Source organism: Spirosoma utsteinense (assembly GCF_014282275.1).
GTDB lineage: Bacteria > Bacteroidota > Bacteroidia > Cytophagales > Spirosomataceae > Spirosoma > Spirosoma utsteinense.
Window position 1 is genome coordinate 93447 of record NZ_VFIA01000012.1, and the last position, 25659, is coordinate 119105.

At 52.5% G+C, this 25659-nt stretch carries 23 protein-coding genes; 18 read left to right on the plus strand and 5 right to left on the minus strand.

What is annotated here, in order from left to right; all coding sequences use genetic code 11:
- Window positions 1-10: 10 nt before the first annotated feature.
- Complete coding sequence (locus FH603_RS11640; protein WP_186737773.1) at window positions 11-868, minus strand: alpha/beta hydrolase; 858 nt, start codon at window positions 866-868, stop codon at window positions 11-13.
- A gap of 145 nt (window positions 869-1013) precedes the next feature.
- Here FH603_RS11640 and FH603_RS11645 point away from each other — a divergent pair, with 145 nt between their 5' ends.
- The 15 genes from FH603_RS11645 to FH603_RS11715 all read left to right on the plus strand — a co-directional run bounded on the left by FH603_RS11645 (window position 1014) and on the right by FH603_RS11715 (window position 19373).
- Window positions 1014-1718 (plus strand): alpha/beta hydrolase-fold protein, encoded by a 705-nt coding sequence (locus FH603_RS11645; protein ID WP_186737669.1) that lies wholly within the window; start codon window positions 1014-1016, stop codon window positions 1716-1718.
- A gap of 112 nt (window positions 1719-1830) precedes the next feature.
- Window positions 1831-2874, plus strand: coding sequence for an ATP-grasp domain-containing protein (locus FH603_RS11650; protein ID WP_186737670.1), 1044 nt, complete (start codon window positions 1831-1833; stop codon window positions 2872-2874).
- A 75-nt stretch (window positions 2875-2949) separates the two neighbouring features.
- Window positions 2950-4131, plus strand: coding sequence for a lipase family protein (locus tag FH603_RS11655; protein ID WP_186737671.1), 1182 nt, complete (start codon window positions 2950-2952; stop codon window positions 4129-4131).
- A 56-nt stretch (window positions 4132-4187) separates the two neighbouring features.
- Window positions 4188-4601, plus strand: a complete 414-nt coding sequence (locus FH603_RS11660) for a hypothetical protein (RefSeq protein ID WP_186737672.1) — start codon at window positions 4188-4190, stop codon at window positions 4599-4601.
- A 262-nt stretch (window positions 4602-4863) separates the two neighbouring features.
- The gene (locus tag FH603_RS11665; RefSeq protein ID WP_186737673.1) at window positions 4864-6507 is read left to right on the plus strand and encodes a TldD/PmbA family protein; all 1644 of its coding nucleotides are present in this window, start codon (window positions 4864-4866) and stop codon (window positions 6505-6507) included.
- A gap of 126 nt (window positions 6508-6633) precedes the next feature.
- Window positions 6634-7980 carry a TldD/PmbA family protein gene (locus FH603_RS11670; RefSeq protein WP_186737674.1) on the plus strand — a complete coding sequence of 449 codons (1347 nt, stop codon included), beginning with the start codon at window positions 6634-6636 and terminating at the stop codon, window positions 7978-7980.
- Between the two features lie 82 nt (window positions 7981-8062).
- Window positions 8063-8419 (plus strand): GxxExxY protein, encoded by a 357-nt coding sequence (locus tag FH603_RS11675; RefSeq protein WP_186737774.1) that lies wholly within the window; start codon window positions 8063-8065, stop codon window positions 8417-8419.
- 57 nt (window positions 8420-8476) lie between these two features.
- Window positions 8477-10117 carry a TldD/PmbA family protein gene (locus FH603_RS11680; RefSeq protein ID WP_186737675.1) on the plus strand — a complete coding sequence of 547 codons (1641 nt, stop codon included), beginning with the start codon at window positions 8477-8479 and terminating at the stop codon, window positions 10115-10117.
- A gap of 23 nt (window positions 10118-10140) precedes the next feature.
- A complete protein-coding gene (locus FH603_RS11685) occupies window positions 10141-11478 on the plus strand; it encodes a TldD/PmbA family protein (protein ID WP_186737676.1) in 1338 nt (445 codons plus the stop codon).
- A gap of 161 nt (window positions 11479-11639) precedes the next feature.
- Complete coding sequence (locus tag FH603_RS11690) at window positions 11640-12257, plus strand: DUF4159 domain-containing protein (RefSeq protein WP_186737677.1); 618 nt, start codon at window positions 11640-11642, stop codon at window positions 12255-12257.
- Between the two features lie 70 nt (window positions 12258-12327).
- On the plus strand, window positions 12328-13311 hold the full coding sequence (locus tag FH603_RS11695) for an AAA family ATPase (protein WP_186737678.1): 984 nt from the start codon (window positions 12328-12330) through the stop codon (window positions 13309-13311).
- Between the two features lie 74 nt (window positions 13312-13385).
- Entirely contained in the window at window positions 13386-14246 is an 861-nt protein-coding gene (locus FH603_RS11700) for a DUF58 domain-containing protein (RefSeq protein ID WP_186737679.1), read from the plus strand.
- The gene (locus FH603_RS11705; protein ID WP_186737680.1) at window positions 14246-15460 is read left to right on the plus strand and encodes a BatA domain-containing protein; all 1215 of its coding nucleotides are present in this window, start codon (window positions 14246-14248) and stop codon (window positions 15458-15460) included. Before FH603_RS11700 ends, FH603_RS11705 begins: the two co-directional genes overlap by 1 nt.
- The gene (locus tag FH603_RS11710) at window positions 15457-17706 is read left to right on the plus strand and encodes a hypothetical protein (RefSeq protein ID WP_186737681.1); all 2250 of its coding nucleotides are present in this window, start codon (window positions 15457-15459) and stop codon (window positions 17704-17706) included. Before FH603_RS11705 ends, FH603_RS11710 begins: the two co-directional genes overlap by 4 nt.
- Entirely contained in the window at window positions 17703-19373 is a 1671-nt protein-coding gene (locus tag FH603_RS11715; RefSeq protein ID WP_186737682.1) for a hypothetical protein, read from the plus strand. The genes FH603_RS11710 and FH603_RS11715 overlap by 4 nt, the downstream gene beginning before the upstream one ends.
- Before the next feature lie 11 nt (window positions 19374-19384).
- Here the strand turns inward: FH603_RS11715 and FH603_RS11720 are convergent, their stop codons facing one another.
- From FH603_RS11720 to FH603_RS11735, 4 genes are all read right to left on the minus strand, one after another.
- Window positions 19385-19642 (minus strand): hypothetical protein, encoded by a 258-nt coding sequence (locus tag FH603_RS11720; RefSeq protein ID WP_186737683.1) that lies wholly within the window; start codon window positions 19640-19642, stop codon window positions 19385-19387.
- 84 nt (window positions 19643-19726) lie between these two features.
- Window positions 19727-20419: a superoxide dismutase gene (locus FH603_RS11725; protein WP_186737684.1), complete on the minus strand. Its 693-nt coding sequence runs from the start codon at window positions 20417-20419 to the stop codon at window positions 19727-19729.
- A 108-nt stretch (window positions 20420-20527) separates the two neighbouring features.
- Window positions 20528-21139, minus strand: coding sequence for a recombination mediator RecR (gene recR, locus FH603_RS11730; RefSeq protein WP_186737685.1), 612 nt, complete (start codon window positions 21137-21139; stop codon window positions 20528-20530).
- A gap of 61 nt (window positions 21140-21200) precedes the next feature.
- A complete protein-coding gene (locus tag FH603_RS11735) occupies window positions 21201-21494 on the minus strand; it encodes an ATP-dependent Clp protease adaptor ClpS (protein ID WP_186737686.1) in 294 nt (97 codons plus the stop codon).
- Window positions 21495-21661: 167 nt separating this feature from the next.
- Here FH603_RS11735 and FH603_RS11740 point away from each other — a divergent pair, with 167 nt between their 5' ends.
- The 3 genes from FH603_RS11740 to FH603_RS11750 are packed head-to-tail and all read left to right on the plus strand — an operon-like array spanning window position 21662 to window position 25578.
- Window positions 21662-23125, plus strand: coding sequence for a sodium:solute symporter (locus FH603_RS11740; protein ID WP_186737687.1), 1464 nt, complete (start codon window positions 21662-21664; stop codon window positions 23123-23125).
- Between the two features lie 37 nt (window positions 23126-23162).
- Window positions 23163-25049: a TlpA family protein disulfide reductase gene (locus FH603_RS11745; RefSeq protein WP_186737688.1), complete on the plus strand. Its 1887-nt coding sequence runs from the start codon at window positions 23163-23165 to the stop codon at window positions 25047-25049.
- Between the two features lie 28 nt (window positions 25050-25077).
- Complete coding sequence (locus FH603_RS11750) at window positions 25078-25578, plus strand: GNAT family N-acetyltransferase (RefSeq protein ID WP_186737689.1); 501 nt, start codon at window positions 25078-25080, stop codon at window positions 25576-25578.
- Window positions 25579-25659: the final 81 nt, after the last annotated feature.

A 25659-nucleotide genomic window follows, 5' to 3' on the forward strand; every position in this document is an offset into this window, starting at 1 on the left:
GCCGCGCCTTTCATTTTTCTGGAAATGCCCACGTCAGAAAATCAGGCATAACAGCACTCCAGGTCTCCTGGTTGTGGTGGCCACCGGGCACTTCTACATAACGAATATCGGACAGCTGGCCGCTGGCATCGTACTGGTATCCTTTTTTGACCAGTTCATCGATCAGATCGGTTGTGTCGTCGATGGCATCGATGATACCGTTGTTGTTCCGGTCGCTGGTTTCGTCGTCGGTGCCGACTTCCAGCCAGAACTTCAGATTATGCCGATACGACCCTTTACGAACCAGATCATGCATGATTCGATCGGTTTCGTCGCGGTACCCGGCTTCCGTGCTCTTACTGCGCCACCAGAACGAACCCGAGAAAACCCCCGCCCGAGAAAACCGGTCAGCATGATGAAAGACAATATCGAATGCCGACAAGCCGCCGAGCGAAAATCCCGCAAAAACAGTATCCTCCGGCTTCTGGCTGATACGATAGTTCTTTTGGATGTGAGGCATCAACTCCGTCAGCACAAAATCGGTGTAAAGACCTGCTTTGCTTCCCCGGCCCATATAGTCGGCTGTAGCGCTGATTCCATATTCCTGAATCCGGTCACCAGCGTGAATGGCCACCAGAATAAACGGCTGAACTGCCTGTTGTTTATAGAGCGAGTCGAGCACAGCCATCATCCGCAAACGGGGCAGATCCTGACCATCGTTCAAATAAAGCACCGGCCAGTCAACGCTACCCGACGTCTCATACAGGGGAGGCAGTACGACGTCCAGATGAACCGTTCGTTTCAAGGGAACGGAGTACAAAGAATCGTCACGCCGGACACTTGAGAATGATTGTTCGGGGCGAGTGGGGGCCGGTATAGATTCAGCCATAAGCACAAAAATGGTCAGGAAAAATAGTTTCACAGCCTCAAAAGTAGTCGTTTTTTTTGGCCCGTCTCGCTTCGATAGTTGTGGTTTCTACCGGTTTACGCTAATTTCGACGGAATTTTCACTGATTACACCTCAACTCAACACCGTGCAGGAAGACTACAGAACCTGGTATTCGCACCACCTTGGTCGTGACATCGAGATGTCGGTTTATGGCAATTGGGGGTACCCCGTTGTGCTGTTTCCCACCTCAATGGGCAATTACTACGAATACAGGAACTTCGGCTTCACCGAGACAGCGCGCTGGTTTGTTGAGTCTGGCAAAGTCAAACTGTATTGCATTGGCAGTATCGACAAAGACAGTTTATACGCCAAACACCTGCACCCCGGCACCCGCATCTGGAACCATGTTCTTTACGACAAGTTTTTGCATGAAGAACTTGTACCTGGTATTCAGCGGGAATGCAATGTCCAGAAAATAGGCGTTGGCGGTGCCTCTTTTGGCGGTTATCATGCGCTTAACTTCGCCTTCCGTCATCCCGAGCAGGTCGGCCACCTGTTTACCATGGGGGCCGCTTTCAACATCCGGTCTTTCCTAGGAGGTTACTACGACGACAACGTCTATTATAACAACCCGCCCGATTTTATGCCGGGAGCCCAAAACGACGAGTTTCACCGGATGAATATTGTCCTCGGCACGTCGGCATACGATTTCTGCAAGGGCAGTAATTACCAGATGTCAGATATCCTGAACCGGAAAGGCATTCGTCACCAACTTGATGTATCTCCCTGGGGTGACCATGACTGGCCCGTCTGGAAAGATCAGTTCCCTCGTTACCTGAGCATGATTTAAGTAAGGCAGACAAGCGATCTGACCTGTGAAAAAAAGCCAATAGCAACGTTACCCTTTCTACTCAAACACAACATCAACCCCGGTGGGCAGGCTGCTCGCATCTCCCTAAGTTATGAAGAAAATAGGCATACTTTTTGGCCAGGAAAATACATTCCCCCAAGCCTTCGTCGACCGCGTCAATGAAAAACAGAGCAAGTTCAAAGCTGAGTTTGTCCACATCGATCAGGTTGAACAGAGTGTTCCAACCGATTACGCTGTCATCATCGACCGCATCTCACAGGATGTACCCTTTTACAAAGCGTTCCTGAAGAATGCCGCCCTTACCGGTACGGCGGTTATCAATAACCCATTCTGGTGGAGCGCCGACGAGAAGTTTTTCAACAATGCTCTGGCCGTACAACTTGGGGTTCCGGTCCCCAAAACCATTCTGCTGCCGTCGAAAGAGCGCCCCGACGATACAACTCACAACTCGTTCCGTAACCTGGGCCACATGAACTGGGATGGCATTTTCAACCATATTGGCTTCCCGGCTTTTATGAAACCCCATGCCGGTGGTGGCTGGAAAAGCGTTTATAAAGTCGACAACCCAGAGCAGATGTTCAAGGCGTACGACGAAACGGGCCAGCTGGTCATGCTGTATCAGGAAGCTATCGACTTCACGGACTATGTACGTTGCTACTGCATCGGCGGCAAAGAGGTCCTGATTATGCCTTACGAGCCCCGCAATCCGCACCACCTCCGTTATGCGTCGGAGTTGACAGTGACCGGTGATGCAGGCAAAAAACTGCTGGCGACCATCAAAGACTACGTACTGAAGCTGAATCATGGTCTTGGCTACGATTTCAACACCGTTGAGTTCGCCGTTCGCGACGGTATCCCCATCGCCATCGATTTTTGCAACCCTGCCCCCGATGCCGATATCCATTCGGTCGGTCAGGCCAACTTTGACTGGGTCGTTGAAGCTGCGGCCAACATGGCTATCGAGCGGGCAGGCAAAGTACAGAAAGGAAAAGATAACCTGACCTGGGGCACGTTTGTGCGTAACTCAGTCCAGGCAGCCGGCGTAGTACCCGCTCCCGCCGAGGAAAAGCCGAAGTCGAAGAAAGAGCCAAAGGCCGAAGCCAACGAAGAGAAGCCTAAGAAAAGTAAGAAATAAGCGTAGCTGTAACCGCGCAAATGCCGTAACGGACCAAGCCGTTACGGCATAATCATTTTTTCTATATCAACCCTAATGCATTATCGTTTACCCGGTATACTGTTCGTTCTCATTACGCTATTTTGTTTTTCCTGTAGCCCAACCGACGTTCCGCCAGCCCCTATCCTACTAAGCAGCATCCAGCTTGCCCAATACGACAGCACCGCTTTAAACAGCATCAGTACCAGCAACGACTCCCTTGTTTATCAGGCAGCGGACTATACTGTTACAGTTACCCGGATTTCGTACCGGACCACGCTTAAAGATGGTACGCCCATTACGGCGTCGGGTGTCGTCTACGTGCCCAGGCAGACGACAGCTAATCACAAACGCTATCCGCTGCTGAGTTTCCAGCATCCAACCGCTTTTTCCAACACCGAAATACCGACGGGGTACAATTTCAGATCAGCCAGTTTTTCCTATCAGCTTTATTTTGCCACCCACGGCTACATCGTTTCCTGTCCCGATTATGTTGGCTACGGCGATGCCAGCTTAAGTCCGCACAACTACGAGCATCAGCAATCGCTGGCGCAGGCGACGGTAGATATGCTGCTGGCAACCAAAGCCTATCTGTCACAACAGCACATCGAGTGGAACGATCAGATTTTTCTGGCAGGTTACTCCGAAGGTGGTTATGCCACCCTGTCGGCCCAAAAGCTGATCGAAGCTAATTATGTGGGTACCCTGCGCCTGGCGGGTTCCAGTTGCGGGGCAGGCCCTTACGCCATGCCTGCTTTTTTCAATTATGTCACCCAAAATCCAACCGTTGGCGGAGTGGCTAATCAGATTTATGCCTGGCAAACGCTGAGCTACAATCGGGTCTATAACCTTGGTAAGCCGGTGAGTTACTTTTTCAAATCGCCCTATGCCGAACGAATCAGTACCTCACTAGACAGCGCCCGAACGATCGCATTAAGTTTCGACCAGATTTGTACCGATGAATTCTTAGCAGATGTACGAAACCCTGCCTCCCCATTTTCGCAGGCACTGGACGACAATGACCTGACCAACTGGTCGACCCAGACGCCAACCCGGCTTTTTCATAGCCAGGAAGATGAGATAGTTCCTTTTCTGACCTCGCAACAGACATATGCCTCCATGCGCCTGCGTGGATCGGCAAATTTAAATCTGGTGACGCTCAACACCGGCGGACACGTGCCAACCGAAGTAGTTTTCATGTTCCGAACCCTGGACTGGTTCGAACAGCTGCGGAAATAGCATTACAGGTTCCAACCGTTCGGCCACCCGATGAATCATACCGAAAAACAGAAACCATGCAACTAGTTTTACTTGTGTTCCTGCTGGGATTTATTGGGCTGTCCTGCCAAAAACCAGCAGCGGTTACGCCCGATTCACTAACCGGAGTCTGGGTCGAAAAATCGGGCAGACGGGACACCCTTATCTTCAACCCCAGTTTTCAGGGCAACACGTTGCCAAATACACTCACCGTAAACCGGGGTAAAGAGATCAATGCAGGTGGCTACGCCTTACCAAAAATCGGTAGTGGCATCTACCAGTATGAGCTGCGCGGCAAACGGATCTATGTGCAAAATGGACTCTCCAGTCGGTATCAGGGAGAGGAGTATGCCCTTGAACGAATTGGCGATGAACTGCGCGTTGAAAACTTCTTCGAACTGGGGTTCAACCAGCCCGCAACCGCCGTTCGAACGCTAATCCAGCTGCGGTAAACTTACCCTATTTATTAGACTGCCAACGGCGGTGCCTGTCATCTGTTTTGATGGGCACCGCCGTTGGCGTTAAACTAAAGTCAAACATATTATTAGCAGAATACTATTGGGCAGTATATCCTGTATGCGTATTCACCATTCGTCACAAAATTCAAATGACAATATAAATGCAATGGTCTTTTTTGACCATATTCGCACTTTATGCCCTTAAAATAAAAACTCACTCATCAACGCGTAGGGTAAATACGCTGACTAATCGTACATGAATAGACGAGATTTTATCCAGTTGTCTGGCTTGAGTGTAGGCGGGTTAATGACCGCTTCCATTCCGGTCCTTGGCAACATGGTTGCCCCTGAACTTTTACTGGAACCCGGCGTCGACACAGCCGTGAAAAAACGACTGGCCGACGTAGCGCTTAACGCAGCCAAAAGCCAGGGAGCCACTTATACCGACGTTCGTATCGGGCGGTATTTGCAGCAGTTCATGTTCACCCGTGAGCAGAAAGTCCAGAATATCGTCAACGCCGAGTCGTATGGGGTTGGCATTCGGGTTATCGTAGACGGAACCTGGGGATTTGCCGCCACGAGTGACGTAACGCCCGACGCCATCGCTAAATGTGCCCAAACAGCCGTTGCCATTGCCAAAGCCAATGCCAGGGTACAGACAGAACCCGTTGTGTTGGCCCCACAAAAAGGCGTTGGCGAGGTAAGCTGGAAAACGCCCATCCAGAAAAATGCGTTTGAGATTCCCGTTCAGCAGAAAGTCGATCTGTTGATGAAGGTCAATAGCGAGGCCATGAAGAACGGAGGGGCTTTTGTGACCTCGAACCTGTTTTTTGTGAACGAGCAGAAGTATTTTGCTTCGACCGATGGTTCGTACATAGACCAGGACATCCACCGCATCTGGCCCACTTTTACCGTATCAGCCGTCGATCGCGTAACGGGTAAGTTCAAAACCCGCGATGCCATTTCCTCCCCAATGGGTATGGGCTACGAATACCTGGACGGGCTGACTACCGAGAAAATCCCGGCTCCCAACGGATTAGTCGGCTACCGCAACTCCTACGATATGGTTGAGGACGCAACGCTGGCCGCTAAACAGGTAAAAGAAAAGCTGACCGCCAAAACCGTGCAGCCAGGCAAATATGATCTCGTATTAGACCCGAATCACCTCGGCCTGACCATCCACGAATCCGTTGGTCACCCTACCGAACTCGACCGCGTGCTGGGTTACGAAGCCAATTATGCCGGCACCAGTTTCGCCACCCTCGATAAGTGGAAAACCAAATCCTTCAAATACGGCAGTCCCCTGGTAAACATTGTGGCCGACAAAAAACAGCCACACACGCTCGGCGCTGTCGGTTACGATGATGAGGGCGTCCCCAGTAAAGAATGGAATCTGATTAAAGATGGTGTTCTGGTCAACTACCAGGCCATTCGCGATCAGGTTGCTATCATCGGTGAAAAAGAATCCCACGGCTGCTGCTACGCCGATAACTGGAACTCCGTACAGTTTCAGCGAATGCCGAACGTATCGCTCAAGGCAGGTTCGGAAAAACGCTCGGTGTTCGATATGATCAAGGGGGTTGAGAAGGGCATTTATATCATCGGCCGCGGGTCTTATTCCATTGATCAGCAACGCTACAACTTCCAGTTTGGCGGTCAGTTGTTCTATGAAATCAAGAACGGCGAAATCACGGGCATGCTCGACGATGTAGCTTACCAGTCAAACACGCAGGAATTCTGGAACTCCTGCGCCCAGCTTTGCGATAAAGACGACTACCGGATGTTCGGTTCGTTCTTCGATGGCAAAGGGCAACCCAGCCAGGTAAGCGCCGTTTCACACGGCAGCCCCACCACCCGCTTCAATGGCGTCAACGTGATCAATACCGGACGGAAAATCTAATCGCGAATCCTGCCAGTGCGGTCCGGCGTTCCGGTCGCAGCCCCTGGTGGGGTTAACTACCTTCTCCGACCACTACCAGGGTCCTTTGGGACCACTGGCAGGGTCAAAACCAACAAACTCTATTTTATGGCCATCCTAACAGAGCAGGAAGCAAAAAAAATCATCGACAAGGTTTTAGGCTACGCCAAATCTGACGAAACCTTCGTTAGTCTATCCGGCGATCGGACCGGCAATATTCGTTACGCCCGTAACTCAGTATCCACATCGGGCGAGACCAGCAACCTGTCCCTGGGCGTAACGGCGGTGTTCGGCAAAAAATCGGGGACGGCAACGATCAACGAGTTCGATGATGCATCGCTCGAAAAAACCGTTCGCCGGGCCGAAGAAATTGCCCGGCTGGCACCGGAAAACCCCGAATACGTTCCTATGCTTGGGCCACAGACCTATCTAAAAACGGGTACCTTTTCGGAAAGCACAGACAAGATCACGCCCGAATTCCGCGCGAAAGCCACGTTTGACAGCCTCGACCCCTGCCGCCAGAAAAACCTTACCGCAGCCGGCTACATGGAAGACACGACGGGGTTCTCGGCCATCGGCAACAGCAAGGGGTTATTCGGCTACAATCGCTCAACGGGTGTCGACTTCTCCATCACCGTCCGTACCGCCGACGGTACAGGCTCCGGCTATGCAGCCCGGGATGTGAACGATGTGAGTAAGCTAAGTACCAAAGCCGCTACAGAGGTGGCTATGCAGAAAGCGCTGGCTTCGTCGACCGCACGGGCGCTGGAACCTGGCAAGTACACCGTTATTCTGGAACCCACGGCATCAGTCGAGTTACTGCGTAACATGATGGGTAGCATGGATGCCCGCAACGCCGACGAAGGCCGGTCTTTTTTAAGTAAGAAAGGCGGTGGTACCCGGCTGGGCGAAAAACTGTTCGACGAGCGCGTCACCATTTATTCCGACCCAATGAACCCTGAGCTGCCACTCGATCCGTTTGGCGGTGGCGGTGGCCGTTTTGGTGGCGGTGGTGGCGATGGTCGGCCACAGGAGAAAGTCACCTGGATCGAAAAGGGCGTTGTCAAGAATATGTACTACTCGCGTTTCTGGGCGGAGAAGAAAGGGGTGAAAGGCGTTCCGCCACCGGGTGGTGTCATCATGGAAGGCGGTACCCAATCGCTGGCCGACCTGATCAAAAGCACGGACAAAGGTATTCTGGTGACACGCTTGTGGTACATCCGTGCCGTTGACCCGCAAACACTGCTTTATACCGGCCTTACCCGCGACGGGACGTTCTACATCGAGAACGGACAAATCAAGTTTCCGGTAAAGAATTTCCGTTTCAATGAAAGCCCGGTTATCATGCTCAACAATCTTGAAGCCCTGGGCAAACCCGTTCGGGCTGGTGGGCAGTTAATTCCACCGATGAAAATTCGGGACTTCACCTTTACGAGTTTATCTGACGCTGTATAAGACTAAGAGTTATTTCGCAGAGACACACAGAGACAAATGACCGGGTCGCCGGAGCGGATTCGCAGAGGGGCAATTAACATCAATTGTCATTGGGAAGGCTATCGAGGTACATAGAGCACTCGGACCAGGTTTACTAGAATCTGCTTATCAGGAGTGTCTTATGTACGAACTTAAGGAAGGGGGACTATTTGTAGAAAGAGAAAAGGCGCTACCAATCATATACAAAGAAGTTAGATTGGAACATGGCTACAGGCTTGATTTGCTCGTTGAGGGTGAACTGGTTCTTGAACTAAAAACAGTTGAACAATTGACTGATGTGCACACAGCCCAAATTTTGACCTACTTACGTCTCGGTAACTTTCCCGTTGGCTTACTCATTAACTTTCATGTCAAATTGCTTCGTGATGGCATTCGTCGTTATGCAAACTCATCTCTGTGAATCTCTTTTTTCTCAGCGCATCTCTGCGTAACAACCTATAATTATAACACTCCAACCATGAACCGCCGGGATTTTAACCAATTAATAGGCATGGGTGCTGCGGGCATTCTGCTTCCTTCGCTACCTGCTTTTTCGCGCAACGTTTCCCCCGAATCATTTCTTGAATCGGGTGTCGACGTAGCCACCAAGAAACGCCTGGCCGATGCTGCGCTCAACGCAGCTAAATCCAAAGGCGCTACCTACACAGACGTCCGTATTGGCCGCTACCTGAATCAGTTCGTGGTCACACGTGAGGACAAAGTGCAAAACATCGTCAACACCGAATCATACGGTGTGGGCGTCCGCGTCATCGCCGATGGATGCTGGGGTTTTGCCGCGGTGGTCGATGCCAAAAGCGAAGCTGATACCGCCAAAGCCGCCGAAAAGGCGGTGGCTATTGCCAAAGCCAACGCCCGGCTTATGAAAGAGCCGGTTCAGCTGGCTCCGCAGAAAGGGTATGGTGAGGTGAGCTGGAAAGCGCCCATCAAGAAAAACGCGTTTGAGGTACCGATCAAAGAAAAGGTTGATTTACTGATGGAGGTAAATGCATCGGCCCTGAAGAACGGAGCGAACTACGTCAATTCGGTGCTGTTCATGGTCAACGAGCAAAAGTACTTCGCGTCGACCGATGGCACCTACGCCGATCAGGATATTCACCGCATCTGGCCGACCTTCACCGTTACCGCCATTGACCCTAAAACCGGCAAGTTCGAGACGCGTAACACGTTAAGTTCGCCTATGGGAATGGGCTACGAGTACCTTCAGGTGAACCCCTCCGATAAAGTAACGGGCATTACGACCCGGTACAATATGGGATATGACATGCTCGAAGACGTAACGGCTGCGGCTAAGCAGGCGCGCGCCAAACACTCGGCCAAATCGGTTGAAGCGGGCAAATACGATCTGGTACTCGACCCGTCGCACCTGTGGCTGACCATTCACGAATCGGTTGGTCACCCGCTGGAGCTGGACCGTGTTTTGGGTTACGAAGCCAACTTTGCCGGTACATCGTTCGCCACACTCGATAAGTGGCAGTCCAAGAATTTCAATTATGGCAGCAAACAGGTCAATTTAATCGCCGATAAGACACAGGTTGGTTCACTCGGCGCGGTTGGCTGGGACGATGAGGGGGTAAAAACCAAGCAGTGGGATCTGGTTAAGGATGGTACGCTGGTCAACTACCAGGCCATTCGCGATCAGGTGCATATCATTGGCGAGAAAGAATCGCAGGGTTGCTGCTACGCCGACAACTGGGGTTCGGTGCAGTTTCAACGCATGGCCAATGTATCGCTGGCAGCGGGAAAAACGCCACTTTCAGTGCAGGAGATGATAAAAGACGTCAAAAAAGGCATTTATATCATCGGCGACGGTTCGTTCTCGATTGACCAGCAGCGGTACAACTTCCAGTTTGGCGGTCAATTGTTCTATGAAATCAAGAACGGCGAAATCGTTGGTATGCTCAAGGATGTGGCTTATCAATCGAACACCCAGGAATTCTGGAATTCCTGTGCTCAGGTCTGCGACGAAAAAGACTACCGGCTGGGGGGTTCGTTCTTCGATGGCAAAGGACAGCCCAGCCAGAGCAGCGCCGTGTCGCATGGTAGCAGCACTACCCGGTTTAACGGCGTCAACGTGATCAACACAGCCCGGAAAATCTAACCGGAAACCCCGCACCAAACGACATGGCTATCATACTCACCGAATCCGAAGCAAAGGCCTTACTACAGAAGGTGCTGAGCTACTCTAAAGCTGACGAGTGCGAAGTAAACCTCCTCGGCGAAGAGCGCGGGAACCTGCGCTATGCCCGCAATGAAGTATCGACCAGTGGGTCGCTCATTAACAAGAACCTGGTTGTCCAGTCGGCCTTCGGTAAGAAGGTCGGCGTGGCTACCATCGACGAGTTCGACGATGCTTCCCTCGAAAAAGTCGTGCGCCGGTCCGAAGAACTAGCGCAGCTGGCACCAGAGAACCCTGAATATGTTGGTGTTCTGGGGCCGCAGCAGTACATGAAGTCGAACGGCTTTTTCGATTCTACCGCAACCGTAACGCCCGACAAACGGGCCGAAGCGGTTGACAAGAGTCTGCAACTGTCGCGGGCGGCCAAGCTCACGGCGGCCGGTTTCCTCGAAGATCAGTATGGCTATAACGCCATGATGAATTCAAAGGGATTGTTTGCCTATTACCCCAGCACGAACGTCAACTTTACCTTAACCGTCCGAACGCCGGATAGCAAAGGATCGGGGTATGTAGCGCGGGGTTACAGCGATGTCAGCAAACTGGATACGGCAGCCGCCACACAGATTGCCATGCAGAAAGCGCAGGGATCGGCCGAAGCACGCGCCATCGAGCCGGGCAAATACACGGTCATTCTGGAACCGACAGCGGCCGTTGTGTTGCTCGAAAACATTTTTTACAACATGGACGCCCGCTCGGCCGATGAAGGCCGGTCGTACTTCAGCAAGTCGGGGGGTAAATCCCGGCTGGGCGACAAGATCGTCGATGAGCGCGTAACGATCTATTCCGACCCTGCCAACGCGGATTTACCCGCTTCGCCCTGGTCTGGTGACGGTCGGCCCCAGGAGAAGACCATGTGGATCGAAAAAGGCGTTGTCAAAAACCTGTCGTATTCGCGCTATTGGGCCCAAAAGCAAGGTAAGAAAGCGGTTCCCAACCCGAACAATATCATCATGACGGGCGGCACAGCATCGCTGGAAGACATGATCAAAAGCACCCAGCGAGGCATTCTGGTCACCAAACTATGGTACATCCGGGAAGTCGATCCGCAAACGATTCTGCTCACGGGACTTACCCGCGACGGAACGTTCTACATCGAGAACGGTAAAATCAAGTTTCCGGTAAAGAACTTCCGCTTCAACGAAAGCCCGGTTATCATGCTTAACAACCTGGAAACACTGGGCAAACCTGAGCGCGTGCTAAGTACCGAATCCAACCAGAGCTATTTGATTCCGCCGATGAAAATCCGGGAGTTTACGTTTACCAGTTTGTCAGACGCGGTGTAGGCTAGCGCGTAGTCGGCTCAGGACCGGGCCGGCTACGCGCTAGCTTTATTTGGTTATCTTTAAAGATAGTCCAGACCAACTGATTATGGTTTTAGCGGCATAGCCTATTCGTCTGGATAGCTTTACAATCCGGATACCTGATTTTACACTCATCAACTGTTTTGAAACCTTTCATCTTCACCCGAATTCAATATACCTCCGGCGACTGGGATACCGACCAGCGGATGCCGGTCAATATACTTCATTCGCTGGTGGAGTATACCACGATTCCGGTCGATCAGAAGGAGCGCGTGGTACAGCTAAGCAGCCCGGATCTGTTCAAAAGCCCATTTTGCTACCTCAGCGGACATAAGCTGGTGGAGTTTTCCCAGCAGGAACGGGACCAGTTCAAGCGGTATGTACAGAACGGCGGGTTCGTGTTTGTCGACGATTGCAATCATGATATCGACGGGCTGTTTGCGCGCTCGTTCGAACAGGAGATGGCCCGCACGTTTGGCCCTAAAGCGTTGCAGAAAATTCCGAATACCCACCCGATTTACACCTGCTTTTTCAAGTTTCCCGAAGGCCCGCCAACAACCTCATTCGAACTGAACGGCTGGGGCGATGACCTCGTACACGACTACCTGAAAGCCATTATGGTCAATGGTCGGATTGGCGTCCTCTATAGCAACAAAGATTACGGCTGCGAGTGGGATTACGACTTTCGTAACAAACGATTTTTGGCCGAAGACAACACCAAGTTCGGAATCAACATTGTCACCTACGCGCTCACCGCGTAAACAGTAGAAGACGTTGCATAACCGGCCCGGAGGGGTCAATATTACCCGTAGATACAACCTGCTATAAAATTTGGAGACTCAGAACTTAACGCACTATAAAACGCTGGTAGCCAAGCTACCGCAACTGAAACAGGAGATTGGCAAAGTCATTATCGGACAACAGGAGGCTATCGACGAAGTGTTGATCGCTTTGCTGGCAGGAGGTCACTGCCTGCTCGAAGGAGTGCCCGGGCTAGCCAAGACACTGATGGTTAGAACCATGGCCGACGCCCTGGCGATGCAGTTCAAGCGTATCCAGTTCACGCCCGACCTGATGCCCGGCGACATTGTAGGCACCGAAATTCTGGAAGAGGACCACGAAACGGGAAAGAAATTCTTTCAGTTTAACCGGGGACCTATTTTCGCGAACGTCGTGCTGGCCGATGAAATAAACCGCACACCGCCTAAAACGCAGGCGGCCATGCTGGAGGCCATGCAGGAATACCGGGTTACCTACGCCGGTACCGACTACGCGCTGCCCAAACCGTTCCTGATCATTGCGACCCAGAACCCCATCGAGCAGGCGGGAACCTATCCCCTACCCGAAGCCCAGCTGGACCGGTTTCTCCTGTACATTAAACTCAGCTACCCCTCGGAGCTGGAGGAACTGGAGGTGTTGCGCAGTACCACCGGTACAGCCCGGCCCGAGCTAAAAACCATCCTTACCGACAAGGAGATTCTTGACCTGCAGCAACTGACCCGGCAGGTACACATCAGCGATGAACTGATTTCATTCATAAACCGGCTTGTACGGGCATCGCGTCCCCAGGATAGCCCATCGGCTTTTGTCAAGCAATGGGGCGAATGGGGAGCCGGGCCCCGTGCCGGACAAGCGCTTGTGTTATGCGCCAAAGCGCGAGCGGTACTCAACGAACGCTACTCGGTCATTCCTGAGGATATCCAGACCCTGGCCTACCCGATCCTGCGCCATCGCATTGCGCTTAATTTTCGGGCAGAAGCAGAGGGCATCACCACTGATCGGGTGATCAAAGAATTACTGATATCTGTCAAGTAAACGGTATACCATGTTAGTACAGGGCTGTCCCTTGCTGCACCCTTACAGGTTTGCCGTGTTACGATCTAAAGTGTATGCTTACCACAGATCTCATCAAACTCAACAACCTACAGCTAGCCGGAAAACTGGTCAGTGACGAACTACTGCTGGGCGTTCAAACCAGTCGGCGGTCGGGCACTGGAACTGAGTTTGAACAGTTTCGGCATTATGTACCCGGCGACGACCCGAAACGGATCGACTGGAAACGATTTGCTCAAACCGATCAGTACCTCGTGCGCGAATCGGCAACGGAAAGTAACCAGCAGGTCCGGTTGCTGATCGATTTGTCGGGGTCGATGAATTATGCGGAGAACGGCATCAGCCGGCTGAACTATGCCAAGATCCTGCTGGCTTCGCTGGCCTACCTGAGCAACCGCCAGGCCGACCAGCTACGTTTATATGGATTGCATAACGGAACGCTGCAAACACTGGTGCCACCAGGCAAACAAGCGTTCCAGAAAATCGTATCCACCCTCAATGTAGCTGAAGCATCGGGGGCCTGGCAAAATAAACAGGCGTCCTTTCCGGAGTTCGGGCGTAAACAGGCTGAATTACTCATCATCGCGTCCGACTTTTTGCAGGTGGGTGACGAGTGGCTGAACCTGATCCAGCAGGTGGCTGGTCCCCGCCGGGAGATCGTCATTTTCCAGCTGCTGGGCGACCATGAACTGACATTTGATTTGAGCGGCTTCTATCGATTTCAGGATCTGGAGACAGGTCGCGAAGTCGAGTTACAGGCCGAAGCGATCCGCGATAGCGTTCGGGAGCGGGCAGCCGCTTATTTCAGCACCCTGGAGCAGGCCCTTCGAATTCCGCATGTGCGGCTGATTCGGACCCGGCTGAGCGAACCCATCGCGCAGGTGTTAACGAGTTATTTGACCGGAAGAAAGAGCTGATGACGTTCATAGAACCCTTTTTATTGTGGGGAGCCCTGGCGGTCGTGATTCCCATTGCTATCCATTTCTGGCATCAGAAACGGGGCCGGTTACTGCCGTGGGCAGCTACGCAGTGGCTTACCGAAAAAAACCAGCAGCAAAGCCGGGGACTACGTCTGGATAACATTTTACTCCTGGTGCTACGGTGTCTGCTGGTGCTGCTGCTGACTATATTGCTGGCCAGGCCCGTATTGAACCTGTTCAAAAAAGAAACGACCATTCAGCGGATTCATCTTGTCCAGCCAAATGCACTTGTAAGCGCCAATTTTCGGTTTGAGTTGGATGAAGCCCTCAGGAAAGGTGAGAAAGCATACTGGCTTAGGGAAACACCAGAACCGTTCGACACGCCCGCCGGAGCCTCACAATTGGGTGAGCAGGCTGCTGAGTTAAGTCCGTTAACCCTCCAAACTGCTATCGACAAATTACCTTCCGAAAACACGGAGCTTCACCTGTACCTCATCAATAGTCAGGCGCTGGGCGACGTACCGGCGATAACAGTACCGGCCCGGTTCCGGCTACATAGCCTGATCGATTCCGCTGGTAAACCCCGCCCCTTTCTGGCCTTAAGCAATGGTAACCGATTGTTTATCGACCAAACAGGTAAACTCACCAGTTCAGCAACGCCAGCCTCAGGCTCATTACTGCAAACGACTCCGGTCCATTCCGGACCTATTCGCGTCTTGCTGGCCTACCAGACTACAGCCGAACGTCAAACCGTCCGGGCTGCACTCAGTGCGCTGTCGCAGGTGTACGCTATGCCGTTGTCGATCGAAGAAAAGCAGCGCAACGACGTAACCTACGACTGGATACTAACCGATCAACTCCGGCCTGATTCGGAACTGGCCAGAAACCCGAAAACGTTATACACTATATCCGGGACCAGTGCTACATCCACGCGTGGCTACGTCGTTTTTTCAACCGATTTACTAAGTCCGCAAACCTCGGAACGGGTAGCGGGTGGGCAATTGCCGGAGTGGCTGGGGGAACAACTCATTCAGCATTATGGACTTGAGACCAATCAGGTACCGCTGAGCCACCAGGCTCTCGTTGCCCGGTTTGTACCCACCACAAGACACGCTCCATCGCAACAGGCAACCGTACAGAACCTGTTGCTTCTACTCCTGATCGGCATACTGATCGTTGAACGCTGGCTAGCCCTGACTAAAAACGCATGAACGAAATCAAGCAAACGCTCTCGTCGGTCACGTACCAACTGCGCGCCAACGCACTACTCCGAAGTGCGCTGATAGCGGCATCGGCTTACCTGTTCGTCGCCACCTTTAGTGTACCCTTACTCGTAGCGCTGGTTGCCGGACTGGCGGGTTTCGCCGTGGGGACCATTCTAACCAGGCCCTTTCAGGACAAAAAACCTGAAGCCATTCAACTTATTCACCAGTCGGTTGGCGATACAGAATATAGCCTGCCTCTGCTCGATAAACCACAGCTGAATATTGCCGAACAATTACAACTCGAACGGTTAGGTGAACGGGTACGGGATATACGCGTCCCGGGGGTGTTGTTAGCGCAGGTAGGGGCTTACGCGGCTACTTTGCTGGTGGCCGCAGTCATTTACGTCGGCTACCCGTTGTTACCGCATGCTGCCCCCCTGAACGCCCCGAAAGAATCAGGTAAGCAAATGGCTGCGGCACCTGCTGATAAGCCAGTTGTTCCGCCTTCTTTTCAATCGTCAACCGTACAGATCCAGCCACCCGCCTATACACGTCTGCCGGTCAGAAAAACAAACGACCTGAACATCGTTGCGCTGGTTGGCTCTCAACTAACCTGGTCCATTCGGTTCACCGACACCCGAAATCTGTCGGTGCGATTGGTCAACAGCCGATCCCGGGAGTTACCGTTCCGGCAGGCCAACGGTTTTTTCACACACCAGGACCGCCTGCTTACGTCTGGTTTATATGCCATCAAGGCCTATTGGCATACACCGGCCGGCCGCGATTCGGTGGTCTATCAATCCGATTTCTACCGGCTGGAAGCCACTCCGGATCTGGCCCCAAAAATAGAACCTGAGTCTAAAGAACTATACCGGTACCACTTCCTCAAAGACCCCAAAACAATGACAATCGCGGCTAAGATATCCGACGATTTTCGGGTCTCGAACGCGTTCATCGTAGCAACCGTAGCCCGGGGGTCGGGCGAGAACGTCAAATTCAGGGAGGTCAGGATGCCGCTGGGCCCAGCTAATTTTCAGGCGGCTAACGTAAAAAAAGTCCTGGACCTGAAAGCCTTGAATTTTGCGCCCGGCGACGAGTTATACTACTACTGGGCGGCTTTCGACAACCGCCAGCCGGAGCCCAATTTCACCAAGTCCGACACCTATTTCGTGGTCTACAAAGACACGACAAAAGTGGAAGATAGCGAACTGGCCACGATGGCGGTCAATATTATGCCGGAGTATTTCCGCAGCCAGCGGCAGATCATCATCGACACCGAGAAGCTGATTGCAACGCGCAAACGCATGGCCGATAAGGCAAATCCGACGCATACATTTAAAAGTGCATCGAACGAGATCGGGTTTGATCAAAAAGTATTACGGCTACGCTACGGACAGTTTCTGGGTGAAGAGTTTGAAACTTCTGCCGGCGGAGGTCACGTCGAGCCGACCGACGATAAAGGTGATCCTCTGGCCGGATTCGTACATGACCATGACAAAGGCGAAGGCGATGAACACGAGCCGGGTCACAAGGACGAAGATCACCATGAGCCCCAGCATGATCACGGCCACGAATCGGGTGGGAACGACAAGCAGGACCCGGTGGCCGCGCTGATGGAACAATATGTTCACGCGCACGACAACGCCGAAACGAATACCTTCCATGAACAGTCGACCCGGTCGCTGCTGAAAATGGCGCTTGAGCAGATGTGGCAGTCAGAATTGCACCTGCGGCTGTACGAACCCGAGAAAGCCCTGCCGTTTGAGCAGAAGGCACTTGAGTACCTGAAGCTCTCGCAGCAGAAGGCCCGTTCGTACGTCAAAAAAACAGGTTTCGACCCGCCCCCTATCAAAGAAAAGGAACTACGACTAACGGGTGAACTGAAAAATGTGACCCCTGCCTTCAACCAGGAACGCGTCAGCAATCAGGAGCGCATTGCTCCACTGGTGGCTGTCGTGCTAGGCTACGTCGATCTGCCAGCCCTGACCCAGCAGCAGCGCAGCATGGTGCAGCAACTGGGTAATGTGCTGGCCAATCGTGCGCTCAACAGCGGATTACAGAGCTGGTCGGTGCTGGCGAGTTTACAGAAGCTGGCCGGAGGGCGAATGTTGTCGGCACCCGAACGAACACAACTGAAAACAAAACTTTACAGCCTGGCAAGTCCCGATCCGGTATCCCGGTCGGAACGCACTGGCCGCTCGTATACCAGCGACCGAACGCTGGAACGGGCTTTCTGGCAACAGCTGAAATGACCTACACAACCCCCAACTGGGCCGACCCCATTACCTGGGCCATAGCGCTCGGTCTTCTGGCTTTATTTTGTATACAAAGTTGGCTTGTTCTGCGTAGCCAGACCCTGACGGCAGGACGTAAAACGGTGCGGGCTATACTTAATGGGCTGCTCTGGCTGGTTATAGTAGCTTTTGTGCTGCAAGTCAGCTGGCACGCCGATCGGCCGGCAACACATGCCATGCTCGTTGGTGACGAAGTTCCAACCGCCTACGCCCGAACGATTCAGGATAGCTTACACATTCGGGATCGGTTTATGGCCCGGACGCTCAACGCAGTTTATGACACGGTTACGCTTGTAGGTCAGGATTTTCCAACAGAAACGCTTACCAGACTCAGCCGTTCGGTTATTCGATGGGTACCTTATAGCCTACCAAATCAACTCCAGCAACTACAATGGAAAGGTGTTGTCCGGCAGGGTGAACTGCAACGGATAAGCGGGCAGGTTGACGCGCAGGCCGAACAACTTCTGCGGGTTCGGTATGGCAACCAAACGCTCGACAGCCTACTGGTAAAACCAGGCCTTACACCCTTCAACCTGCAATTTCCAGCGTTCGGACAAGGGCAGAATCAGGTTGAAATAGTGCTGGGTAAGCAGCCACTGGATACGGTACGTTTCTACAGCCGGCCTGTAGCTCCGCTCCGGATTCAGTTCCTGCTCGACAATCCTGACTTCGAGAGTAAAACATTGGCCGACTGGCTTGGCAAACAGGGGCATTCGGTGCGGGTATCGGCTACCCTCTCGAAGAATATACGCAGTCAGGTCGGAATAAATAACTCAGCTAAAGGAACCATCTGGAAACCGGATATCGTCGTTACAGACCCCGCTCAGGCGGCTAGCCCGGTTGTTCGAAACGCTATCGTCGACGGCAGAGCGGTTTTATTCATCAATCTGAGTAACCCATCGACCGATGTTTCGGTTGTTAACCGGGCGCTGAAAACACGCTGGCGTATCAGTCGGTCAAGTACGCAGGAAACGGTTCCGGCAGGCAAGAACCTTACCGCCCACCCCTACCGGTTTGCTGGTGCATCCAATCAATTTTCGGTTCCAGGCTACCCCATAGCCGTACAGCGAACGGCAGGCCGGGTGGGTATAAGTTTGCTCAACGAAACATTTCCACTCGCCCTGAGTGGCGACAGTTTAGCCTACGGCCGAATTTGGTATGCAGTGATGGCCAAACTACAACCTGCCGCAAAAAACAATGTGCTGGTGGACGCACCGGTTTTCAGCCATTTGCCCAGTCCCGTACACGTCAACAATGCGACTGAAAAGGCTTCCTTACTTCGCGTGGGGACAGATACGGTACGCCTGATCCAGTCGGCACTTAACCGGCAGTTGGCAACAGGCACACTGCTCCTCGATAAATATGGATGGCAATCGATTCAGGACTCGCTGTCTGTTTATGTCGAGCCAGCCATAGCCCGTACACCTGCCAGGTCCCGGCACGTAATCAACCGATTCATGAGGGCTCATGCAACCGATGCCGCTAGTAAGGCAACGGCCATTCGTCAAACCCGTACGTCGGCATCGGGCAGCGTTACTTCGAGCGAAACGCTGCCAGCCTGGGCCTGGCTCGCTCTTTTTCTGGTTTGCCTGACGGCTTTATGGGTAGAACCTAAGCTCGGCTAACAAACCTGAGGTCAAGGATTAGCCCGTTTGTCCAGCTCCTGTAAAACATCGGCCATGGTCCGAAACCGGTTCGCATCGCCAATAAAGCTCAGTCCCGACATAATAAGTGAAAATCCGCCCGTACTGACCCAGAACCACGGATCTTCGCCAACCTCTTTCATTTTTGAACCGTGTAAAAGGACAGCCAGACCACTGCCCAGCAGCATAGCGCCTGTTCCACCATACCACCAGTATTTCGTTATCAGCTTTTTTTCGCAGGGCGTTCTCATGGATTTTCGTGTGTTTACAGGATAGCCCCGCCAGCAGTTTCAAACTAGTGGCGGGGCTATCCTGTAAACACACGAAAATCGATTTTAGCTGAAATTTTTCCCGATTTTATTCCAGTCGAATGCATTCCAGGCCGCAGCCACATAATCAGGACGCTTGTTCTGGTATTTGAGGTAGTAGGCATGCTCCCACACGTCGAGTCCCATTATTGGCGTACCCTTTTTCTCGGCCAGCGCCATCAGTGGATTGTCCTGATTGGGTGTTGATGTGATCTCGATATCATTACCTGTCTTGATCAACCATACCCAGCCCGAACCGAAACGAGCTGTTGCGGCTTTGCCCCACTCGGTCTTGAAATTATCGAACGAACCAAACTTCTTGTTTATCGCGTCGGCGAGGGCTCCTTTAGGTGCGCCACCGGCACTTGGTCCCATTATATTCCAGAAGAACGTGTGGTTCCAGTGACCACCTGCATTATTACGAACGGCGGCCGGGGTACTGCTGCTCACGCTTTTCACCAGCGCATCGATATCCATCTGCGCCATCGGCGTACCGGCAACTGCTTTATTCAGGTTATCGACGTAGGCTTTGTGATGCCTGTCGTGGTGAATTTCCATCGTCATCTTATCGATGTGAGGTTCAAGGGCAGCGGCATCATACGGTAAGGGAGCCAGCTTGAAGGGCCCTTCGGCCTGAGCAGGCGAAAACCCAAATGAGCGGAAGGCAACAAGCCCGGCCGAAGCACCGAAAGCTAGTTTCAAAAACTCGGAGCGATTCATGCGAATGTTGGTTTTGGAAAACAAAAAGCGTTTACTGAACAACACCTACAAAGGACGGATGTTCAATAAACGCAAAGTAACGTAGTTTTCGCGGTTTCCGGCACCTAATCAATCATAGGCAATCCGGCTCAGAATACTCCGACCGAGCGTAACTTCGTCGGCATATTCAAGGTCGCCCCCAATGGGTACGCCCCGCGCAATGGTCGAGATCCTGAGGTTGAAGGCTTTCAGCTTCTTCTGAAGGTAGAAGGCGGTTGTGTCACCTTCCATGGTAGGGCTGATCGCCAGGATAATTTCCCGTACCTGTTCCCCTTCGGGACCACGCAGCCGGGCAATGAGTGAATCGATTTGCAGATCGCTCGGACCAATCCCTTCTACGGGCGAGATGATGCCTCCCAGCACGTGATACAACCCTTTAAACTGAGCGGTATTTTCGATAGCCAGCACATCGCGGGTGTCTTCGACAACGCAGATCAGCGATTGATCCCGCTTGTTGCTGGTGCAGATGCTGCACAGGTCGTGATCAGACAGGTTATGACACTTCAGACAGTACTTGACCCGGGTTCGCATGGCTGTCAGACTCTGGGCCAGTATTTCGGTTTGGTCTTCGTCGCGTTTAAGCAGGTGTAATACCAACCGAAGTGCCGTCTTCTTACCGATACCCGGAAGTTTGGACACCTCGTTCACTGCGTCTTCTATAAGTTTGGAGGGGTATTCCAAGTTGAGTGATGAGTTATGAGTGACAAGTGATGAGTAGCCGGCAATGAGCGACAACGCATCACTAATTCAACACTTCCGCCGAAATGCCGCGACGGCATATTTCGTTGCGCATGGGCACAAGCTCTTCCCACGATCCATTTTTGACGCTGCACTTGCCTTTATAATGAATCAACAGCGTACACTGCTCGGCCTGCTCAGGCGTATGTTCACATACGTCAATCAGGGTTTCGATGACATACTCGAACGTATTTACCTCATCGTTAAAGACCATGAGTGTGTGGACATGTGTGTCAACAACTTCGTCGAGTACATCAACCGAAGGGTCGGACCAGTCGGTTTCTTTAAAAGGTTGCATGAAAGATAAAATCGTGTTTACTTAGCAAATTTACGGCAAAATAGCCGCTTTTGAAAACGGTTGCCGCGCTATAAAATAACCTCATTTATCCCGTAAAAGTTGCCTGATCAGGGGCCTTCGTTTTAATAAGCTGCTCATCATCAACGTCCGTTCGCTTACACTCGCCTATGAATACCACCGTTGCCTTAGTGATTTTAGTGGTCTATTTCGCCATGCTGATCACCGTGTCGTTCTATACCGCCAGGGGAGCCGATACAACTACCTTTTTTACCGCCAACCGCCAGTCGCCCTGGTGGCTGGTAGCCTTTGGTATGATTGGTACGTCGCTGTCGGGGGTCACGTTTATTTCGGTGCCGGGTGCCGTGGGTAAAATCGGATTTTCCTACTTTCAGGTTGTGCTTGGCTACATAATTGGTTACCTGGTGATTGGCACCGTACTGATGCCACTCTACTACCGGCTCAACCTGATTTCGATATATGGCTACCTCGAAAAGCGATTTGGATTCTGGTCCTACAAAACGGGGGCTGGATTTTTCATGCTGGCCCGAACGGTTGGTTCGGCGGTGCGGCTCTATGTGGCGGCTGGCGTGTTACAAATTGCCATTTTCAACGGGCTGGGCGTTCCCTTCGAGGTATCGGTACTGATCACCATTGCCCTTATCTGGGTTTATACATTCAAAGGGGGCGTCAAAACCATTATCCTTACCGACTCGCTACAGACAATTTTCCTGATTACGGCCGTAGTGCTGACCATCGTCCTTATTTCGCTGGAACTGGGGTTTTCGTTCAGCCAACTGGTACAAACCGTACGCGACGATCCAAATTCGCAGATCTTCTACTGGGACAAAAACGACCCAAAAAACTTTTACAAGCAGTTCATATCGGGGGCCTTCATTGCTATTGTCATGACGGGTCTCGATCAGGATCTGATGCAGAAGAACCTGACATGCAAGAACATTGGGGAAGCCCAGAAAAACATGTTCTGGTTCACCGTCACGCTCGTCATCGTCAACTTCCTGTTTCTTTCGCTGGGCACCTTGCTCTATGTATTCGCCCAGCGCGAAGGCATTGCTATCCCCACCCGAACCGACGATTTATATCCTCTGCTGGCTCTGAACCACCTGGGTCTGGTGGTGGCCATTACCTTTCTGCTTGGCATCACCGCAGCCACCTACGCCAGTGCCGATTCGGCCCTGACGGCGTTGACGACTTCATTCTGTATCGATTTTATGAACGTAGAAAAACGACCCGAAGCCGAGCGGTCCCGTATCAAACATATCGTTCACATCGGATTTTCGCTGCTTTTCTATGTCGTCATCCTGATTTTCAGGCAGGTAAACAGCAAAGAGGTAATCACGGCTGTGTTTGACATAGCCGGGTACACGTATGGACCGCTACTGGGCCTGTACGCCTTTGGAATGTTCAACAAACGACCGGTCATAGACCGCGCCGTACCGTTTATCTGCCTGGCTTCACCTATATTGACCTACATAGTCAATGAGAACTCACCCGCGTGGTTTGGGGGGTATCAATTCGGGTTTGAACGACTGCTGCTGAATGGCCTGTTTACCTACGCCGGTTTGTGGGCCGTATCGAAGTCGGTTGTGAAAGAGGAGCCTATAGCCGCTTAAAAATCCATTAGCCAGACAAGTTTCAGTCACGAACGTTATGAACCTAAAACTGTATTCGCTGCTCCTGCTTTGCCTCCCGGCATCGGCGCAGTTTCGTTACACACCCGAAAAGCCACAGATCGGGCAAACGGTCTCGTTTACGTACACCCCCCAGGGTACGCCGTTAGCCACCGACAGTACTATCGAGGGCCGCTACGTGCGTTACGGGGCACCAACGGTGATGCACCTGAGCCGTCCAACGACGGTTACGCTGGTGCGGCAGGGAGCCGATTTTGTGGGAGAACTGTACATGCCGAAAAAAGATGTGGCCGGGACGATGCTATTATTTCGGAATAGCAGACAACCTAAGCGGGCTGACCTGAACAAGAACCTGCTGTATGTCATTCCTCTCACTGACGTTGCGGGCAAACTCGTTCCACACGCAACGGGCGGTCAGGCTTCCGTATTTACACGCTCCAATTTCCTGTATGAATCAGGAAGTCGGCCAGACCTCAACCAGGTAGTAGCGCTGTATGAGCAGGAGCTTAAAGAGTATCCGGACCTGCGTCCCACCTACTGGTCAGACCATTTGGCAGCGCTGGTTCGTCAGAAAAAAGTGGGGTACGGCCCCAAAGTAAAGGCAGGTATTGAGTCCTATCTGGCATCACGACCAACGCCGACAGCCGCCGAACTGACCGCTGCCGCGCAGCTTTATGAAAGCATGGGCGATTTTGCGAAGGCGAATCTCCAGCGCGAACGAATGAAAAAGCTGGATCCGGCGGGTTCACTGGCGCAGAAAGATCGTGCGGCCGCGGTTCGTAGCCAAACCGACTGGACACGCCGAAAAGCGTTATACCAAGCCTTTGTCACGGAATTTCCAGGCTCGTCATACCTGCCCTTGCTGGCGGTTGGCATGACCGACGGCTATTTCAAAAATAACGATATCACAGGCCTGGTTACCTTCGTTGACCAGCAACCAGCCACACACATCGACGTGCTGATGCTGAATACAATGGCTTTTCAGCTAGCCGATGAAAAACGGTCGCTGCCCGAAGCCGGGAAGTTAGTCAACAAAGCCATGTCGGTGCTGAAAACGCAGCCCAAGCCAGGTAATGTTTCTGGAAACTGGGAAGAGGAAAAACAGATCCGGCAGCGCCTGTTGATGAACACGCTTGCCCGAACACTGGAACAACAGGGTAATTATGCCGAAGCCTACACGGCCTATCAGGCGTTTATGAACCCCGATGACGTGGATAACAGCGACCCGCGCGTCAATGAGCGATATTACCTATGTGCGCTGCGTACCAACCACGGCACCGACGCACAACCCATGGCCGAAGCAGCCGTTCAGGTTGGCAAGGCAACACCCCGCCTGAAAACGGCGCTCCGCGACTGGTATGCCAAACAACCCGGCCAGGACGATTCCAAAGCTAACGTATATGTGACCGAACTTGAAGCTGAATTGCGGGCTGAGCAGCGCGATGAATTGCGTCAGATCCTGATCAATGAGCCAGCGCCAGCCTTCTCGCTCACGGACTTGCAGGGCCGGACTATTTCATCGTCGGCACTAAAAGGTAAAGTCGTCGTCGTCGATTTCTGGGCAACCTGGTGCGGCCCCTGCATTGCCTCCTTTCCAGCCATGCAGCAGGCTCAGTCGCGCTTCCAGAGCGATCCAAACGTGCGGTTTCTATTTGTGAATACCCGTGAGGGTGGCCCGGTGCAGCGCGTCCACAACTTCATGGCGAAGAATACGTATCCGTTCGTGGTACCGCTCGATGCGCAACAGCGCATGGCCAATGCGTACAAAGTGCAGGGTATTCCAACCAAAGTGGTAATCGACGGCAAAGGCCGGGTTCGTTACCGCGCCATTGGCTATAACGGCAACCCGGAAACCACGGTCAATGAGTTGACGCTGGTGGTAGAAATGCTGAAAGAAGAGAAATAGCCATTTACCCTGAGAACCCAATTCATATATGACTATCCGCCCCGCTACTTCTGCCGACCTGCCTACGTTAATGACACTTATCAAACGTATTGTACCACTCATGCAGGAGGCTGGCAATTTTCAGTGGGACGATCAGTATCCAAACGAGGCTGTTTTCAATCAGGACATCAGCCGGGACCAGCTATGGGTCGCCGACATAAACGGCCAGATAGCTGGCGTTGCGGCCCTGACTGAAGATCAGGAGCCGGAATACGCACAGGTAGGTTTCGACCTCAGCCAGCGGGCTATCGTTACACACCGGCTGGCCGTTGATCCATCCTATCAGGGTCAGGGCATTGCCGTAGCGCTGTTGAACCAGGCCGGGAAACTGGCAATCGAACGGGGGATCGCGTTCTTACGCATCGACACGAACTCGGAGAACCCAGCCACGCAACGTCTGTTCCCCAAACTAGGCTACCAATACGCGGGTGAAATTACGCTTAGCTTCCGGCCAGGGTTACGGTTTCTGGCCTACGAAAAACAACTGTAAAAACGCGGCCCCTCGCGTCTGTTTGGCGGCAGATTCTGCCAATTACACCAAACAGACGCGAGGGGCCGCTAGACTGACGCG

Bases quoted from the DNA above. Each gene is read 5' to 3' on its own strand.
- FH603_RS11660 (WP_186737672.1), top strand. From the start codon at position 4,188: ATGCAACTAGTTTTACTTGTGTTCCTGCTGGGATTTATTGGGCTGTCC.
- FH603_RS11680 (WP_186737675.1), top strand. From the start codon at position 8,477: ATGAACCGCCGGGATTTTAACCAATTAATAGGCATGGGTGCTGCGGGC.
- FH603_RS11685 (WP_186737676.1), top strand. From the start codon at position 10,141: ATGGCTATCATACTCACCGAATCCGAAGCAAAGGCCTTACTACAGAAG.
- FH603_RS11750 (WP_186737689.1), top strand. From the start codon at position 25,078: ATGACTATCCGCCCCGCTACTTCTGCCGACCTGCCTACGTTAATGACA.
- FH603_RS11655 (WP_186737671.1), top strand. From the start codon at position 2,950: ATGCATTATCGTTTACCCGGTATACTGTTCGTTCTCATTACGCTATTT.
- FH603_RS11670 (WP_186737674.1), top strand. From the start codon at position 6,634: ATGGCCATCCTAACAGAGCAGGAAGCAAAAAAAATCATCGACAAGGTT.
- FH603_RS11640 (WP_186737773.1), bottom strand. From the start codon at position 868: ATGGCTGAATCTATACCGGCCCCCACTCGCCCCGAACAATCATTCTCA.
- FH603_RS11740 (WP_186737687.1), top strand. From the start codon at position 21,662: ATGAATACCACCGTTGCCTTAGTGATTTTAGTGGTCTATTTCGCCATG.
- FH603_RS11705 (WP_186737680.1), top strand. From the start codon at position 14,246: ATGACGTTCATAGAACCCTTTTTATTGTGGGGAGCCCTGGCGGTCGTG.
- FH603_RS11715 (WP_186737682.1), top strand. From the start codon at position 17,703: ATGACCTACACAACCCCCAACTGGGCCGACCCCATTACCTGGGCCATA.
- FH603_RS11700 (WP_186737679.1), top strand. From the start codon at position 13,386: ATGCTTACCACAGATCTCATCAAACTCAACAACCTACAGCTAGCCGGA.
- FH603_RS11735 (WP_186737686.1), bottom strand. From the start codon at position 21,494: ATGCAACCTTTTAAAGAAACCGACTGGTCCGACCCTTCGGTTGATGTA.
- FH603_RS11650 (WP_186737670.1), top strand. From the start codon at position 1,831: ATGAAGAAAATAGGCATACTTTTTGGCCAGGAAAATACATTCCCCCAA.
- FH603_RS11745 (WP_186737688.1), top strand. From the start codon at position 23,163: ATGAACCTAAAACTGTATTCGCTGCTCCTGCTTTGCCTCCCGGCATCG.
- FH603_RS11710 (WP_186737681.1), top strand. From the start codon at position 15,457: ATGAACGAAATCAAGCAAACGCTCTCGTCGGTCACGTACCAACTGCGC.
- FH603_RS11720 (WP_186737683.1), bottom strand. From the start codon at position 19,642: ATGAGAACGCCCTGCGAAAAAAAGCTGATAACGAAATACTGGTGGTAT.
- FH603_RS11665 (WP_186737673.1), top strand. From the start codon at position 4,864: ATGAATAGACGAGATTTTATCCAGTTGTCTGGCTTGAGTGTAGGCGGG.
- FH603_RS11725 (WP_186737684.1), bottom strand. From the start codon at position 20,419: ATGAATCGCTCCGAGTTTTTGAAACTAGCTTTCGGTGCTTCGGCCGGG.